General features: G+C 59.9%; 16 protein-coding genes. 4 read left to right on the forward strand and 12 right to left on the reverse strand.

Going from position 1 to position 17,011, the window contains the following annotated elements; translation table 11 throughout:
* Positions 1-18: 18 nt before the first annotated feature.
* From SAB01S_RS16585 to SAB01S_RS16630, 10 genes are all read right to left on the reverse strand, one after another.
* Positions 19-1,194, reverse strand: coding sequence for an acyl-CoA dehydrogenase family protein (locus tag SAB01S_RS16585; protein WP_031308881.1), 1,176 nt, complete (start codon positions 1,192-1,194; stop codon positions 19-21).
* On the reverse strand, positions 1,181-2,056 hold the full coding sequence (locus SAB01S_RS16590) for a MaoC/PaaZ C-terminal domain-containing protein (protein WP_037517491.1): 876 nt from the start codon (positions 2,054-2,056) through the stop codon (positions 1,181-1,183). Before SAB01S_RS16590 ends, SAB01S_RS16585 begins: the two co-directional genes overlap by 14 nt.
* A gap of 22 nt (positions 2,057-2,078) precedes the next feature.
* Entirely contained in the window at positions 2,079-2,939 is an 861-nt protein-coding gene (locus tag SAB01S_RS16595) for an HTD2 family dehydratase (RefSeq protein ID WP_024018969.1), read from the reverse strand.
* Positions 2,936-4,528 carry an acyl-CoA dehydrogenase family protein gene (locus SAB01S_RS16600; RefSeq protein ID WP_008828108.1) on the reverse strand — a complete coding sequence of 531 codons (1,593 nt, stop codon included), beginning with the start codon at positions 4,526-4,528 and terminating at the stop codon, positions 2,936-2,938. Before SAB01S_RS16600 ends, SAB01S_RS16595 begins: the two co-directional genes overlap by 4 nt.
* A 2-nt stretch (positions 4,529-4,530) precedes the next feature.
* Positions 4,531-5,745, reverse strand: a complete 1,215-nt coding sequence (locus SAB01S_RS16605; protein ID WP_008828107.1) for an acetyl-CoA C-acetyltransferase — start codon at positions 5,743-5,745, stop codon at positions 4,531-4,533.
* Positions 5,742-6,956 (reverse strand): CoA transferase, encoded by a 1,215-nt coding sequence (locus tag SAB01S_RS16610; RefSeq protein WP_008828106.1) that lies wholly within the window; start codon positions 6,954-6,956, stop codon positions 5,742-5,744. The genes SAB01S_RS16605 and SAB01S_RS16610 overlap by 4 nt, the downstream gene beginning before the upstream one ends.
* A 108-nt stretch (positions 6,957-7,064) precedes the next feature.
* Positions 7,065-8,234 (reverse strand): acyl-CoA dehydrogenase family protein, encoded by a 1,170-nt coding sequence (locus SAB01S_RS16615; RefSeq protein WP_008828105.1) that lies wholly within the window; start codon positions 8,232-8,234, stop codon positions 7,065-7,067.
* A gap of 10 nt (positions 8,235-8,244) precedes the next feature.
* A complete protein-coding gene (locus SAB01S_RS16620; protein ID WP_062734405.1) occupies positions 8,245-9,162 on the reverse strand; it encodes an SDR family NAD(P)-dependent oxidoreductase in 918 nt (305 codons plus the stop codon).
* A 43-nt stretch (positions 9,163-9,205) separates the two neighbouring features.
* Positions 9,206-9,733 (reverse strand): TIGR02444 family protein, encoded by a 528-nt coding sequence (locus SAB01S_RS16625; RefSeq protein ID WP_229710705.1) that lies wholly within the window; start codon positions 9,731-9,733, stop codon positions 9,206-9,208.
* 95 nt (positions 9,734-9,828) lie between these two features.
* On the reverse strand, positions 9,829-10,689 hold the full coding sequence (locus SAB01S_RS16630; RefSeq protein ID WP_008828102.1) for an alpha/beta fold hydrolase: 861 nt from the start codon (positions 10,687-10,689) through the stop codon (positions 9,829-9,831).
* A 139-nt stretch (positions 10,690-10,828) separates the two neighbouring features.
* Here SAB01S_RS16630 and hpaH point away from each other — a divergent pair, with 139 nt between their 5' ends.
* Genes hpaH through SAB01S_RS16645 form a run of 3 tightly spaced genes read left to right on the forward strand, consistent with a single transcriptional unit; the run spans position 10,829 to position 13,613 of the window.
* Positions 10,829-11,644 (forward strand): 2-oxo-hept-4-ene-1,7-dioate hydratase, encoded by an 816-nt coding sequence (gene hpaH, locus SAB01S_RS16635; protein WP_008828101.1) that lies wholly within the window; start codon positions 10,829-10,831, stop codon positions 11,642-11,644.
* A 9-nt stretch (positions 11,645-11,653) separates the two neighbouring features.
* On the forward strand, positions 11,654-12,442 hold the full coding sequence (locus tag SAB01S_RS16640; RefSeq protein WP_008828100.1) for an HpcH/HpaI aldolase family protein: 789 nt from the start codon (positions 11,654-11,656) through the stop codon (positions 12,440-12,442).
* A 4-nt stretch (positions 12,443-12,446) separates the two neighbouring features.
* Complete coding sequence (locus SAB01S_RS16645) at positions 12,447-13,613, forward strand: CaiB/BaiF CoA transferase family protein (protein ID WP_024018973.1); 1,167 nt, start codon at positions 12,447-12,449, stop codon at positions 13,611-13,613.
* Between the two features lie 9 nt (positions 13,614-13,622).
* Here the strand turns inward: SAB01S_RS16645 and SAB01S_RS16650 are convergent, their stop codons facing one another.
* Complete coding sequence (locus tag SAB01S_RS16650) at positions 13,623-14,855, reverse strand: multidrug effflux MFS transporter (RefSeq protein ID WP_024018974.1); 1,233 nt, start codon at positions 14,853-14,855, stop codon at positions 13,623-13,625.
* A gap of 100 nt (positions 14,856-14,955) precedes the next feature.
* Positions 14,956-15,807: an IclR family transcriptional regulator gene (locus SAB01S_RS16655; protein WP_083951411.1), complete on the reverse strand. Its 852-nt coding sequence runs from the start codon at positions 15,805-15,807 to the stop codon at positions 14,956-14,958.
* Between the two features lie 195 nt (positions 15,808-16,002).
* Between SAB01S_RS16655 and SAB01S_RS16660 the strand changes: the two genes are divergently transcribed.
* Complete coding sequence (locus tag SAB01S_RS16660) at positions 16,003-16,932, forward strand: fatty acid desaturase (protein ID WP_008828096.1); 930 nt, start codon at positions 16,003-16,005, stop codon at positions 16,930-16,932.
* The last annotated feature ends 79 nt before the right edge of the window (positions 16,933-17,011 follow it).

Genomic DNA, 17,011 nt, shown 5'->3' on the forward strand with positions numbered 1-17,011 from the left:
CGGAGCGTGGTGGCCGCCTCAATAGCTTCGCGGTAGTTTCAGGACATGCTCTGCGATGAATGACAATATGAGATTGGTCGAAACAGGTGCCACCTGATAAAGGCGGGCCTCTCGAAATTTCCGTTCGATGTCGTATTCCTCAGCAAAGCCATATCCGCCATATGTCTGGATGCAGGCGTTGCCCGCTTCGACTGCTACGTCCGCGGCAAGCATTTTTGCCATGTTCGCCTCGGGTCCATGTTCAAGCCCCGCTTCGTAAAGGCGCGCGGCCTCATGGACCATGAGCTCGGCAGCGCGCATATTTGCGTGGGCTCGCGCGATCGGAAAAGAGACGCCCTGGTTCATGCCAATGGGGCGATCGAACACCACCCGTTGATTGGCATAAGCAATGGATTTTCGGGTGAACCATTTCGCATCACCGACGCATTCGGCAGCAATAAGAACTCTTTCCGCATTCATGCCCGAAAGGATGCAATGAAAGCCCTTGCCTTCTTTGCCTAAGAGATTGGCGACCGGGATGCGCATCCTGTCGAAGAAAAGTTCCGTCGTGGCATGGTTCATCATGGTGCGGATAGGCCGGATCGTTAGCGAACCCGCGGTGCGAGCCTGGTTCATATCGACGATGAATATGGAAAGACCGTCGGTTTTCTTCGTCACTTGATCGCGCGGCGAAGTCCTCGCTAGCAGCAGCATGAGATCGCTGTGTTCGGCGCGACTGGTCCAGATTTTCTGGCCGCTCACCACGAAATAGTCCCCATCGCGAACTGCCGTCGTCCTTAACGCAGTGGTATCGGAGCCGCTTCCCGGCTCGGTTACGCCGAAAGCCTGCAAGCGCAGTGCGCCGCTTGCGATCGCGGGCAGATAAAGGCGCTTTTGCTCATCCGATCCATGTCTAAGGATGATGGCCATGTTATACATCTGGGCATGGCATGCCGCTCCGTTGCAACCCATCGCTTGAATCGTCTCAAGGATGGCAACTGCAGCCGAAAGGCCCAGACCTGATCCGCCATATTCCTCGGGTATAAGTACCGAAAGATAGCCAGCGCTCGTCAACGCATCGACAAAAGAAGTCGGATATTCGCGATCAGCGTCGAGCTTGCGCCAATATTCACCCGGGAACTTTTCACAAAGCCGGCGCACACCGTCGCGGATTTCGTGAAAGTGTTGAGGTTCGAAAGGACTAAGAAACTGCATCGCCCTCATCCGGAGAGATTGTGAAAAACCCTTGATCTGCAACGATGACGTCGCGCTCGAGCACCGATGCCCGAAAAGCGCCGTTATTCCAGATTTCGGTTCTGATGGTTTCACCAGGGAACACCGGTGCGGCGAAACGCAGTTGCACTGCGCGCAGGCGCTCGGTCTGGTAGCCGAGCCGCCCGCGGAGGATGGCGTGAACGATGATGCCCATCGTGCCCAGGCCGTGCAATATCGGCATCCTGTACCCGGCGCGCGCCGCGATTGCTGGATCGCTGTGCAGCGGGTTGAGATCTCCATTTAGACGATAGATCAGGGCCTGTTCGGGACCGGTCGTCAGGTCAATGACAAGAGCGGCATTGCCTTCCGCCACGGGTACCGGCGAACTTCGCGGAGCTTCGCCTTCCCCTCCGAACCCGCCGCCGCCGCGAATGAAGATCGTACGTTCAAGACAGGCAAAGCAGGTGCCGCAATCATCGCGGATATTGGTTTCGGTGAATATCAACGCGGCCTTGCCCACGCCTTTGTCGACAATGTGGGTGACGCGGGTTGTGCTTTCGACTTCGCCAGTTGCCGGAACCGGGCCAAGCAGTACCATGGATTGACCGGCATGCAGGACGGAAACCGGATCCACACCGGAATCAGGGTGCCCCAGCCAGAACCCGGGACTCGCGAGAACGAGCGCCATGCCGGGCATGGCAACCGGTCCACGAAGGGGATCCACGAATGGCAGCTGCGCGAGGTCGGTAGGATCTCGCCCCATCCCGATCGATAAGGCGTAAAATGCAGCATCGCGTGGAGTGACGGTCTGACGAACCGCAGGAATACGAAAGTTGAGCAATTTTTGCGGATCGATTGTCACTTTCAATTTCCCTGGAAGGTGGTCAAAGGGTGGCGCTGGCAACCATGATCGGACGGCCGTCGCGCGCATGGGCGACGAACTGAACACTATTACCGTTCGCGCGAAGCGCCAAATGCAGTTCCTCGCCGCAGATCGCGGCAGACACCGCTCGGCAATCGAAGCACCGAAGCGCATTGTCGCCGAAGTGCTGCTGGGCGAGTTCCAGCAGCAGTGTCGCCGTCAACGGACCGTGAACGACGAGGCCGCGATACCCCTCGATTTCGCAGGTGTAGGCCCGATCATAATGAATCCGGTGACTGTTGAAGGTCAGCGCCGAAAATCGGAACAGCAAGGCTTCCGAGGGGACCAGCGCGCGGTGCGCAACCCATCGAGATCCGTCGAAGGTCATGTCAGGCGGCCGCGGCAGCTCTGCGGGCCCCAAAGGCATGGGATCCCGATAAACGATCGCTTGGGTTTCGCGAACGAAGATTTCGCCTTTGCAGTGGATTTCCTGTGCCATCTCGACAAAAACAAGCTTGCCGGTCGCGCCTTGCTTTTCGGCGATGGAATTGATCCGCGATCTGCGCTGCACCTTCTGGCCGATGAGCAACGGCGAAAGAAATTCGATCCTGCTCGATGCCCACATCCGGCGCGACTGAGGAAGTGGTGGCATGAAGCTGCTTTCGCCGCCGCGCACCGGATGTCCATCCACGCTCAATGCGGCTGTTGGCGCGTCTGGCAGGCAAAGGCACCAATGATAGCCTTGCGGCACGCTGCCATCTGCCGGCGCAACGCGGTCGAAAGTCGCCAGCCACCGTCGTGCGGCAGCGGGTTCCAGATAGTCGTGACGCAATTCTTCACGACCAATCCAGCTTTGCCATTGTACGTACGGCTGGGTGGTCATATATCATCCCCGGTCAGGCCGCGGGCAATCACCTGAGCCTGAATTTCCGCAGCGCCCTCGAAAATGTTGAGGATGCGCGCATCGCAAAGGATGCGACTGATCTCGTATTCAAGGGCATAACCATTGCCGCCGTGGATCTGCAGCGCAGCGTCGGCGTTCGACCAGGCGGCGCGAGCGGCAAGCAACTTTGCCATGCCGGCCTCAATATCGCAGCGCTTGTCCGAATCCCTGGCTCGCGCGGCAGCATAGCAGAGTTCACGCGCCATCACAAAATCGACAAGGCTCATCGCCAGCTTGTCCGACACGCGCGGAAACCCGACGATGGCCCTGCCGAATTGCTTGCGAACCAAGGCATAGTCGAGGCCCAGTTCGATGGCCCGCCGCGCGACGCCGATAGCCCGCGCGGCGGTCTGGATGCGTGCGCCCTCGAAGGTACGCATGAGCTGCTTGAACCCTTTCCCCTCCTCGCCGCCCAGCAGGGCGTCTGCCGGCGCGGTCATGGCATCGAACTGCAGGGCATATTCGCGCATCCCGCGATAACCGGGGACCTCGATCTCGCTTCCGGTCATGCCAGGGGCTGGGAAACCGTCATCGCTCGTGCCCCGAGGCTTGGGCACCAGCAACATCGACAGCCCGGCGTAACCCCTGGCTTCAGGTAATGTTCGCACCAGCATCGTCATCAGATCTGATCGGCTGGCATGGGTAATCCAGTTTTTCGCCCCGTTGATGACCCAGTGATCGCCGTCGTGCCGTGCGCGGGTTTGAATGGAGCCAAGATCCGATCCGGTGTCGGGTTCGGTGAAGGCTGCTGACGGCAAAACCTCGCCGCTTGCGATCCTGGGCAACCACCAGGCCTTTTGCGCTTCGGTGCCGTTCAAGCCGATCAGTTCGCCGGCGATTTCCGACCGCGTGCCAAGCGAGCCCGCGCCAATCCAGCCCCGCGACAATTCCTCGGTTATGATGCACATCTTTAGCTTACCGAGGCCAAGTCCCCCATAGATTTCGGGTATGCAGACTCCGAATGTACCGAGATCGGCCATGGCCTGAATCACTGCCTCGGGGATCAGATCATTCGCCAGATGCCATCCGTGAGCCTGGGGCACGATGACAGCATTGGTGAAGCGACGGTATTGCTCGCGGATCGTGTCGGCTTCGGCATCATCGAGCGACTCGCTTGGCCATTGCCCCTGGGCCAGGGCTGCAGCCACTTCGCCTCTGGTTGCAGCATAGTCCACATCGAGTAGGTCCACGCACCGGTCGAAAAGCGTGCGGGCAGCGCTGCCAAGTCCGAGGTCGCCGGGGCGGAAGATTTCGTTCTGGCCCATCGGCAGGCCGCCACCGATCTGGCCAATGCATTCAGCGAAGGCCAGAGTGGCGATCCTGGCGTCAAAGTCATTCTTGCTGCCCCTGGCTTCGGACCATTCGAGCACCGCTTCAAGCGCAGCCACAAGCGTGGCCACCCAGGCATAACCGTGCGCGGCCCGCTGCTCCTCATCAATCCTTCCGGACACCAAGCGCGCGCCCAACGCTGCCTTGACCGAGTCGCGATAGTCTCTCGCGGCGTTCAGGGCCTGGCGCAGATCAGCCACCTTCAGGCCGCGCGCTCGAAGATTGCGGCGATGCCTTGTCCGCCGCCGATGCACATCGTCTCAAGACCGTAGCGGCCTTTCGTGCGCACAAGTTCGCGGGTAAGGTTGGCAAGAATACGACCACCGGTTGCACCGATCGGGTGGCCAAGCGATATACCCGAACCATTGACATTGAGGATTTCGTTCCGGCCGTCGTCATCCGACCAGCCCCATCCTTTCAGAACCGCCAGGACTTGCGGTGCGAAGGCTTCGTTCAGCTCAACCAGATCAATATCGCCCCAGCCAAGGCCGCTGCGGGCGAACAAGCGTTGCACTGCAGGAACGGGACCAATTCCCATACGACTGGGATCACAGCCCGCCGCGGCCGAGCTATGATAAAAGGCGATCGGTTCCACCCCCAGTTCGTCGAGTTTGTCTTCGGCCACCACAAGGCAAGCGGCAGCGGCGTCGTTCTGCTGACTGGCGTTGCCAGCGGTTACGACGCCGCCCTCAATCGCCTTCAGCGCGCCGAGCGAAGCCATCGTCGCGTCGCCGCGATAACCTTCATCGTGTGCGAAGATGGCAGGCGCGCCCTTTCTTTGCGGCACCACAACCGGCACGATTTCGTCGTCGAACATTCCATTCGCCCAGGCGGCCGCGGCCCGCTGGTGGCTGCGCACGGCATAGGCATCTGCCTGTTCCCGGCTGATGTCATAATCCCTGGCAAGATTTTCGGCCGTTTCGATCATGCCGGAGATAACACCAAAACGCTCCGTCGGCTGAGACATAAGGCGTCCGCGCGTCAACCTGTCGTGAAGGGTGATACTGCCGGAACGTTTGCCCCCGCGAAGGTCGGTTGAATAATGTTCGACGTTGGACATTGATTCGACCCCGCCGGCGACAACAACGTCGGACATCCCCGTCTGCACCATCATCGCGGCGTTGACGATCGCCTGTAGCCCCGAACCGCAGCGCCGGTCGAGCTGATAGCCGGGGACTTCAAGCGGCAGGTCGGCAGCCAGCCATGACCAGTGGCCGATGGCCGGCGCCTCGCCGTTGCCATATCCCTGACTGAACACGACATCGTCGACCCGGGCGGGATCGATCTTCGTGCGCTCGATCAGGGCCTTGAGGATGACTGCGCCAAGCTCGCCTGCAGTCATCGGCGAAAGAGAGCCGCCAAACTTGCCCACCGCAGTGCGGATCGGCATGACAATGGCTGCGCGACGAAGGGTCATTTCGGGTCTCCACTCGCCATGTTGCCCACAATACCTGCGTCGATCAGGCGGGCGATTTCGGCGGCAGGCAGCGAGAGCAGATCCGCCAGGACTTCTTCGGTATGCTGGCCATTGCACGGCGCGGGACAAGGATCCCGACGGTGCATTTGGGGAACGGTGGCGAATGTGCCCGCGGCGGGATAGTCGAAGCCGCTGGGATTTGGCACCATCCCGAAAATCGGATTGTTCGCTACCAGCGCTGGATCGTGAACCGCATCAAGCATCCTGCGATAGGGCGAAAAGACGATTCCCCCCGCATCGAAGGCAGTAGACAGATCGGCGTAATCACGCGACCGGATCGCCCGTTCAAACAAGGGATAGAGCATGTCACGCAAGGTATATCGGAGGCCGTCATCCTGTTCGAAAGAAACACCGCGCTCTTGTTCGATGGCCGCAACATCTTCGGAAAGGCCCAGCGCCCCCAGCAAATGGGCCCACTGGCGATGCGTGGCAACGACAATCATTGTCCGCACCCCGTCGCGCGTGGTGAAGTCGCGACCGAACAAACCATAAACTGCATTGCCAAGGCGCGGACGATCCCGGCCCGTATAGAGCATTTCTGCAAGTCCACCGAGGTTGGCGACCGTGCCAATCGCCACGTCTGACAACGGCAGCCGGATCTCGCATCCTTCGCCACTGGTGCTTCGCCACTGCATCGCGGCAAGCATGGCGAATGCTCCGTATGCGCCGGAAATGAGATCCCATGCGGGCAGGACATGATTGACCGGATCGGGGCCCGTTCCAGTCAGCATAGGGTATCCCACGGCATTGTTTATGGTGTAATCGAGCGCGGGCGAGCCATCGGCCCATCCCATTATCCGCAAGGTGACAAGATCCGGACACCCCTGCGCGAGGAGGGCATGGGACAGGAAACCATCCACCGGAAAATTGGTGATGAACTGGCCGGTTGCCCTCACGAGTTCCTGCACTATTTCACGCCCCTCAGGCCTGCGAAGATCAACCGCGACTGACTTTTTTGCACGATTGAGATTCTCCCAATAGAGCGAATCATTCGCCGCCGTCACAGGCCAGCGCCGGTAATCGGGGCCGCCGCCAATCTGGTCGACGCGTATCACCTGTGCGCCAAATTGCGCGCAATAAAGGCCCGCCGTGGGAGAGGCGACGAATGACGATGCCTCAATGATCGATAGGCCATCGAGAAAATTATACATGGCGTTTGATCCGGCCCGCAGGCGAATTGGCCATGCGCCAGGGCGGGGCGGAATGAACCCCCTGGCCGCCCATGGTGCAGCCTGCGGATGAAGTGCAACCCACGAAGGTCAATTCGCCGCCGCAAATTCACGCAGCATGTGCTTAGCGATCTGGAGTTGCAGGATCTGGGTCGTGCCTTCATAAATCCGATATATGCGCGCATCGCGGAAGAAACGTTCGGCATCGTATTCGGCAAGATAGCCGGCACCGCCGTGGATCTGGACGCAGGCATCCACCACGCGGCCGCACATTTCTGTCGCGAAAACCTTGAACGCCGCTGCTTTGCGCAAGATGTTCTCGCCTGCGTCGGCGCGCCGAGTGACATCGTCCATCATGCATTCGGCGGCATAGATTTCGATCTCGCTCTGGGCGAGCATCTGCTGGATCAACTGGAAGTTGGCAATCGGCTCGCCGAATGCCTTGCGCTCGGTCGCGTATCGGATGGCGCTATCCAGCGCCCGGCGGGCATAAGCGGTCGCTGCGGCGCCCACCGACATCCTGCCGTTGTCGAGGCTCATCATCGCGAATGCGAAGCCCTTGCCAAGTTCGCCGCCGAGCAGAGCCTCGCTGCCAACGTGGACATCTTCCAGCCCGATATCGGCGATATGGCTACCCGACTGGCCCATCTTCCTGTCCGACTTGCAGATCGTCACGCCGGGTATGTCAAGCGGGACGATGAATGCCGATATATGGGCGTTTTTGGGCAGATTTTCCATGGCCGTCCGCGCCATGATCAGTCCAACCTTCGCAAAGGGCGAGTTGGTAATATATCGCTTGGTGCCATTGAGAAGCCAGCCGTCGCCGGTCGGCACCGCAGTCGTCTGCAGACCCGCCGCATCTGATCCCGAACCCGGTTCGGTCAGGCCGAAAGCGGCGATTTCACCCGCGGCAATGCGCGGCAGCCATGCAGCCTTCTGCGCTTCTGTTCCACCATTCTTGAGGGCTGAGGCGAACATGCCGACATTGATCGAGATGATCGAGCGGAATGCCGGCATCGCATAACTTAGCGTGTGCATGGTGCGGATATACTGGCTGATGTTCATGCCGGCGCCGCCATGCTCTTCCGGTATGGTCAATCCAAACAGACCCATGTCGCGCATCGCTTCGAGGACGTTTTCGGGGATGAGGTCGGTTTCAATAATTTTGCGCTCGACAGGAATGAGCCGGTCGCGCACGAAGCGTTCAAGCTGTATCAAGAATTGTTCGAAGACTTCTGCATCCATGCCGGCGTTGCTCATCGGTTACCTGTCAGATTGGATCATAAGGAAAGACATGCGCCGAGACTTCATCGGCGCGCGCGAAGCTGCTGCGAAACGAATGTACAAGCTCGTGGGCAATTGCCTCCGGCGTCCAGCCTTCGACCTTGGTCATCGACCGGATCGGCCGGGGCTTGCAAAACAGGGCGATTTCATTCTTGCGAACCGCGAAAATCTGGTTGGTCACGTCCTTGGATAGGTCGGATGCCAGATAGGCAACCAACGGCGCGATCTTGTCTGCCGACATGGATTGCAACCGTTGGACACGTTCGTGTTCGGCAGGCGTTGTCGCGGGAATTGACGAGGTCATGCGGCTCCACGCAAAAGGCGCGATGCAGTTCGAGCGGACGCCAACTCGCGCCATGTCGAGCGCGATAGACTGCGAAAGCGCGACGACGGCCAACTTTGCCGCCGAATAGTTCGCCTGCCCGATGTTGCCGATCAGACCGCTCGTCGAAGTGAAATGAACGAAACTGCCCGCCTTCTGTTCACGAAAATAGGGCGTGGCGGCCTTGGAAACGTTGAAGACACCAGTAAGATTGACCGCGATGACGCTGGTCCAGTCCGCGTGACTCATCTTGTGCCAGATGCTGTCTCGCAAGATGCCTGCATTGTTCACGACCGCATCGATTCGGCCAAATTTCCGTACCGCATCCTCGATAATGCTCTGCGCCTCCGCCGGATCTGCAACATTACCGAAGTTGGCCGCCGCTTTGCCCCCGGCACCGATGATGTCGTTAGCGGTGTTCTGAGCGAATGCGGTATCGCCGCCGTTGCCCGCCTGCGCCACGCCAGGATCGTTGACGATAATTGCCGCCCCCTGCGCGGCGCAATACAACGCCAGTTGGCGACCTATTCCGCGCCCGGCACCAGTGATCGCGACAACTGATCCATCCAGGCACCGATCCATATCCCGTTCCTCAAATGCAATTAGCCCGACAGGCAGGACTGGCTCAATGCCAGGCTCTGGCAACAAGCTCACCCAGTTCCTCTGCCACTCCGCCAGATGTGCTCGCCAAGGTACAATAGTTGGCAAAGCTTGCCTGGACTGCTGCTTCGGACGACTCGGCACGGGTCAACTGGTCCAGGTCCAGCCCAGCGAGCATTTGGGACTGGACCAGACGTTCACCATGCAACTCTGCCGTCTTCAGCGCCGCATAGGCTGCGGCGTTAATTTCCGACTCAGGCGTACATTGGCACCACTGCTTCATCCAGCGCCGCACCGAACGGACCGGTTGCACGAAGCGTTCATTCGCAGTTGCTGCCGAGTGCTGCGCGGCCTCGATGTCCGAAACAGCGAGAATGGTGCAACGCGCCCCTGCCAACCAAAGGCAAAGCAACACCGTGTTGACGTCACACCCATGCTGATCCTGCAAGGCAAGGCAGGAAGCTGCCACGCCCGGCTTGGCATAAATGTGTAAGGAATAGTCCCATAACGCCGCCGCGTGCTGCTCCACCTGAATTGAAGCTTCATCACCCACTGGCGGCACGGCCGGGCCTTGGTCCGACCGTGCCGAAGTACCCAATCGCGGACCTTGGTGAAAATGCTGACCAGACATGCAACGAGGCCAACCGCCTAGAACGTGCGGGCGCCGAAATGGATTTCCATCATCGGACGCATGACATCCCACCGTTCCAGCTGCGACCAGTGGCCCGAACGGTCGAGAACGTACAGTTCGGCATGCTTGAGATGCTGGATCAGGTATAGGCTGGTGTCGAGCGGCACCACCCGGTCCTGACGGCCATGGAAGATCAGCACTTCGTGCGGCATTTTGCCCAGCAGTTCGGGCGGCATGTTGAGCGTCTCAATGCCGTTCTTCATCGAATCGATCATCTTGACCGCGGTCTTCATGATTCCCGGATCGGTGGCGATCTTGTAACGGTTCTCGACGATTTCCTCCATGCCTTCGAACTTCTCGGCATCGTAGGCGAAGCTGTGCATCACCTGGCGATAGCGGGCATATCGTGGGTCGGAATAGAACGAGAGCAGGCGGATCAGTTCCGGGGTGCGCGGGCCGGGGGCTCCGATCGAACCCATCAGCACCACCTTGTCGATTGTGTCGGGCTCCTCGCTCATCATTTGCAGGGTCAGCGCGCCGCCCATCGAATTGCCTACAACGTGGGCCTTCTTCACACCGAGCGCCTCAAGCAGGCCAAAGCACTGGTCGACCCGGGTGCCGATCCAGCCCATCACGCTGTCAGGCCACGGATCGGGAATCACCGACTGGCCGAAACCGATCAGGTCGGGCGCGATCACGAAGAAGTTTTCGGCGAGGTCCGGCATCAGGTGATACCAGTTGGATGCGGCATGTGCGCCCGGACCCGCACCGTGAAGCAGCAGAATTGCCGGCTTGGACGGATCGCCCGCCAAGAGGGTGTGCGAGGTCAAGCCGCGGCCCGTGATCTTTTCTTCCCTGATAACCCCTTCAGCAGCCATGACATTCTCCCATGTGATCCTGACGATATATTCGCGCGACTCCTTGCCGGAGTTCACAGTCAATTTTGCCGGAGCCTAAGATATCGTTTGACATTGTGCAATGAGTTTTCCCAAGTGTTGCGCATTGGGAGCAGGACACATGACAGGCGAGACATTCGACGATCGACTGGTCGCGCAATTGGCGCAGGAACTCGACCATGCCGAGCAGACCCGCGAACGGATCCGGCCGTTCTCCGTGCGCTATCCAGGCATGCAGATCGAGGATGCCTACCGCATCAACCAGGCCTGGGTCGATCTCAAGCGAGAGCGCGGCCGGGCCGTCTTTGGTCACAAGATCGGCCTGACCTCGCGCGCGATGCAGCAGGCAGCCGGAATCACCGAACCCGATTACGGCACCTTGCTGGATGACATGGTGTTCGAACAGGGCAGCGACGTGCCGACCGCCCGGTTCATCACGCCCAAGGTCGAGGTCGAACTGGCCTTTGTGCTCGGGCGCCGCCTGGAAGGAGCACAGACGACGATTTTCGACGTCCTGAGCGCCACCGACTATGTGGCTCCGGCAATCGAGATCATAGACACCCGGGTGCATCCCAAGGATGCCGAAACCGGAGTGGCGCGCAAGGTCCTGGATACGATCAGCGACAATGCCGCCAATGCCGGAATCATCGTCGGCGGTCTGCCGGCGAAACCCGACGGGCTCGATCTGCGCCGCATCGGCGCCCTGCTCAGCCGCAACGGGGTGATCGAGGAAACCGGCCTTGCGGCAGGGGTGCTTAACCACCCCGCCAACGGCGTCGCCTGGCTGGTACGGCGGCTCGCGCCTTGGGGGCAAGGGCTCGAAGCCGGAGAAGTCGTGCTTGGCGGATCGTTCACGCGCCCGGTCGAAGCGGCGCCGGGCGATGTCTTCAACGCCGATTTTGGCGAGTTTGGTTCAATCGGGTTCCGGTTCGTTTAAGGGGCGAAAATGCAGACACCGGTCAACCGCTTCAAGGCGGCCTTGCGCGAAGGTCCGGTCCAGCTTGGCTTCTGGTTGGCCCTGGCCCATCCAGACATTGCCGAAATCTGCGCGGGCCATGGCTATGACTGGCTGCTGATCGATGGCGAACATGGCCCGCAAACCCTGCCCGGCATCGTCGCGCAGCTGCGTGCGGTCGAGGCGACGCCGCCGTGTTCGGCGATCGTCCGGATTGCCGGCCACGATCCGGTAGCGATCAAGCAGGTTCTCGATCTTGGAGCGCAGACTCTGATGGTTCCGATGGTCGAGACCGCCGAACAGGCCCAGGCCATCGTAACTGCGTCCCGCTATCCGCCTGCAGGCGAACGCGGCCTCGGCGGCGCCCGTGCCGCGCGCTGGGGTGGCTATCCTGCCTATGTCGCAGAAGCCAATGCGCAGGTTTGCATCATCGCCCAGATCGAGACCGCGACCGCCGTCGACAACATTGAGGCGATCGCCGCAGTGGACGGAATCGACGCGCTGTTCCTTGGACCTGCGGACCTGGCCGCGACCGAAGGTTTGCTGGGCGCAATCAATTTCGATGCCCTGTTCAAGCTGACCGGCGAAGCACTGGCGCGGATCGTCTCAACCGGCAAACCGGCCGGGATCCTTTCGCGCGACGAACGCCTCGTCCAGCAGTTCCTCGATGGCGGTGCCCGCTTCATCGCCAACGGGATCGACAGCTTCACGATGGCCAAGGGCGCGGGCGACGGACTCCGGGTCTGGCGTGAGCGTATCGCGGCACAGGGCGGCAACTGAGGCTATGGCAAAACCGGCTTGGCAGACGCCTCGTTCCAGTGACCCGGTCAAACCGCTTGATGGCGTCCGGGTGCTTGAATTAGCCCGCATCCTGGCTGGCCCATGGTGCGGACAGCTGCTGGCGGACCTTGGCGCCGAAGTGATCAAGATCGAACGGCCCCGCGTAGGAGACGATACGCGGCATTGGGGGCCGCCGTTCGTGACAGCAGAAGATGGCACCAATTTGGGAGCGGCTTATTTCCATTCGACCAATCGCGGCAAGCGGTCTTTCGCAATCGACATCGCCAGCGCGGAGGGCCAGGCCATCATTCGCGATCTGGCAAGCGGCGCAGATATCGTGATCGAGAACTACAAGGTCGGCGGGCTGTCGAAGTACGGGCTTGACCATGCCGCGCTTTCCGCACTGAATCCGCGCCTGATCACCTGCTCGATCACAGGGTTCGGACAAACCGGGCCATACGCCCACCGCGCAGGCTACGATTTCATCGCCCAGGCCATGGGCGGCATGATGTCGATGACCGGCGAACCCGATGGCGAACCGCAGAAGGCGGGCATCGCCGTGGCCGATCTGTTCACGGGCATGTACAGCACGGTGGCGATCCTCGCTTCGCTCAACCGCCGGGACCGCACCGGCAGCGGCGCCCACATCGACATGGCACTGCTCGACACCCAGGTGACTGTCATGGCCAATCAGGCGATGAACTGGATGACATCGGGTAATGTGCCGCGCCGGTTCGGCAACGGTCACGCCAATCTGGCACCCTATCAAGCCTTCCCCACGCTTGACGGGCCCTTGGTGATTGCGGCCGGCAACGACGGCCAGTTCGCCAGCTTGTGCCGCGTTTTGCGGTGTTCACTGCATGAAGACCCACGCTTCGCCACAAATCCTGCCCGTCTCTCGAACCGGGCGGAACTGGTCACAACGGTCGAGGGGCGCACGGCCCAGTGGAACCGACAAGCGCTGTTCGACGCGCTTGAGGAGGTTGGCGTGCCAGCCGGACCAATCAACGAACTCGACGAAGTGTTCGCCGATCCACAGGTCATCGCCAGGGGCCTCGCCGCAATGGCCGGAGGGCGCAAAGGCGTCGCCAGCCCGATCGTGATCGACGGGGTGCGAATGGTTTCGGATCTGGCCGCGCCGGGAAGTCCCGAGTCGGTCGGAGACGAATAGGCGGCGCAGTCAGTTCGCAGCCTGAACCGGTATAGGTCCCCCGAACAATCGCCAGCCTTCGCTGAACAGTACAAGCACGATGGTCACGCTCGCCACCCCGAAGAACGAATAGGCCAGAGGCAGCGGGGAACCATTGTAGGCCTGCCCGATCAGTGCGCCCAGCCCCGCGCCAAGCACCAAACGGAAGAACGTCTGAACAGAGGCCGCGGCCCCGGCCACCTTGCCGAATGGCTGCAGGGAAATCGCAGTGAAATTGATGAAGACCGTGATCAGCAAGCACATGTTCGCGGATGTCAGAAGCACGAACTGAAGCAGGGTTTCGCCCGGTCGGGATGCCACATAGATCTGGCCGATCGACACAAGGAAATGGCACAGGATGGCGGCATGGCCGATCCCTCGGATGCCGAAACGGTGTACGATAGCGGAATTGGCAATGCTGGCCAGCATCATCGAGCCCGCCATCAAGCCAAAGATTACCGAATAGGCCCCACCGGCCCCGAAATGTTCGCCGATCAATTGCTGCGAGCTGTTGATGAAGCCGAAGTGAGCGCCGAAAATCAGGGCCATGCCAATGACGTAACCGATCGACCGGCGATTTGTCAGAACGAGGCGGATGTTGCCGAACAATTCACTCGCACCATGAGACTGCCGCCGGGAAAGCGGCAGCGTTTCTTCCATGCGGAAGAAATACCAAGCTGACACTCCCATCGACAGCACCCCGATGACGATGAAGACGGCACGCCAGCCGAGCGCTGTAAAGATCACATAACCCAAACTTGGGGCGAGGGTCGGGACTGCCATAAACAGCATCGCGACAAAGGCCTGCAGCTTGGCCATGTCTTCGCCCTGATAGCGGTCGCGAACGATCGCCAGAGGAAGGACGGTCAGGGCGGAAGAGGCACAGCCAAGCAGCGCGCGGGCCGCCAGCAGGACCGAAAAGTCAGCCACGAAAGCACAAAGCAGATTGATCAGGGCGAACAGAACCATGCAAACCAGCAGGACCGGCCTCCTCCCAAGCCGGTCGGAGATCGTCCCCGGGACGAGCGAAAACAGGCCCGAGCAGATCAGGAAGGTGCCGATGACCCATTGCCGCTGGTTTGAACCGCTTGCTCCCAGATCGGTTGCCATGGCACCCAAAGCCGGAAGCAACGTTGTAAACCCAAGTGACTGCAATGCCTGGATCATCGCCATCATGGCGATGAACTCCCGTTTGCCGATTGGCTCTTTATCGGACAGCGACAACGTTCATACCTTCCGGATGGTCGGGCCTGGCAGCGCCCCCGCCATGAAGCCGGTCCACCAATATGGAGGCCCGTCCACTTCTGATGTAAAGCCGCAGGAGCTATCCTTGCCAGCCGATCGCACGACTCGCTGCTATGGCCGCCGAAAGGATCTTTTCGATCTTCGTCTTCGAATAAGAATGCTTGTCCTGAACTCGCGAGAGAACGCTCATCGTCGCAACAAGCCTGTTCGCGGAATCAAACACAGGTACACTCAAGGCAGAGAGACCAGGCACAACCGTACCCTGTGTGGTCGCGTATCCCAGCTCGCGCGCTTGGACTATCTGCCTTTCCAGTTCGTCGTCGGAAACCACCAGCCCGCTGGCGCGCTCTTGCTCGATGACGGGCTGGGTCAAAGTTCGTGAACAATGGGTCAAATACAGGATGCCAGTCGACGAAGCCTGCAATGGCAAAACAGAGCCGACGTGCAAACTGGTAAACAGGGGCAGACCGCCATCGATCCAGCGAATCACCGATGGCCCGTAATTACCCCAGACCGCCAGCAACCCTGTCGTTTGCAGTTCTTCCAGCACGCTCGCCAGATTATCGCCAGCGATCCGTACCGGCTCCACCCGCGCCAGCGCGGCCATGCCAATACGAACTGAAAACTCACCTAGTGCATAGCGGCCATTCTGGACATTCTGCTCGACCACGCCTGTATTGACAAAAGCCAGCAGGTAACGGTGTGCCTGGCTGCGTGACAGACCCGATTTCTCGGCAACTTCACGCAGATGTGCGCCATCCCTTGGGCAATCCATCAAGGCCCTGAGGACGCGAACACCAATTTCCACGGACTGGATAGCCTTGCGCGGCGAATCATTCGCGCTCAAATCTTCGGGAGGCAAGCGCTCGTTAGCCTGATGTTCGATTTCATCACCTTTAGCTGTAAGCTGGCTAGCCTTGCGTGCGTTCATCGGTATTCCCCTTCACCAGCCACTCCCCGGCCCCAAAGCCCCTTTGCATTATGGGAAAGGAGTTGCATATTGTCCAACGAATAGTGTAAGGTGCAAACGCGTGCAAGGGGATGATCTGAGTCAATTGCGACAAAGAGGCCGAGCGTCAACCCAACCAGGCGCTTAAAAACCAGTGAGAGGAAAGGAAGTCGGGTAATGGCTGCAATCGCGTTTCCCAGATCGTCCGAAGAGCATTTCGAAGAGTTGCGAAAGGCGCCCGTTCTCGCCCTGCCGACAGCTCTCTTGTTTGTCGTTTCCATGGCAGGGATCGCAACGACCTGGTACCTGGCGCTGAACGCTATGCTTCCGCTTTGGGTCGGTGCGATCTCAAACGGCCTCGTCACCTATCTGCTTTTCAGCGTGATCCACGACGCCTCGCACAAGTCGCTGTCGAGCGTTGGCTGGATCAACGAATCGATCGGCGCGATCGGCTTGTTCTTCCTCTTTCCCTATGCCCCGATGGTCCTGCTCCGCTGGGTCCACAACAAGCACCACACGCATACCAATGGACCCAAAGACCCCGACCGGTTCGAGCATGAATCGCCCTGGTGGCAGGTTCCATTCCGCTGGACCTTCTTCGATGGTGCCTACATCTGGTATTTCGTCAAATATGGTCAGAACGTGCGCAAGAAACATGGCACCGAACTGCTTGTCTTCTATTCGCTCCTCGCGCTGCTGTTCGTTGCGGCAATTTACTTCGGCTTCGGCTGGGAACTGTTCATGCTGTGGTTCGTGCCGTCACGGATCACGCTGTTCATCATCGCCATCGTCTTCGTCATCCTGCCACATCATCCCGCGATCATCGCGCAAGACGAAGACCCTTACATGGCGACAACCATGCGGTTCGGCTGGGAATGGTTGCTCAACCCGCTGCTGGTTTATCAGAATTACCACCTGATCCACCACCTCTGGCCTGAAATCCCGTTCTACCGGATGCACAAGGCCTATTACCTCAAGTACGATGAAATCAACGCCAACCGCATCCCGCGCCAGAAAGCCTTCGCCCTGAAGCCCGAGAACTATGACGACCACTTTGCGGTTCGCCGGGAACTCGACCAGGCGCAAGGCAAGGCAAGGCCTGCCTAACGAAATAACGGCCGGACCGTTCGGTATGGTCCGGCCGTACCTCCAGACCGGGAAACGCACTGATGGCCAAGCAACTTCT

It is taken from the genome of Sphingobium abikonense NBRC 16140 (genome assembly GCF_001598335.1).
Lineage (GTDB): Bacteria > Pseudomonadota > Alphaproteobacteria > Sphingomonadales > Sphingomonadaceae > Sphingobium > Sphingobium abikonense.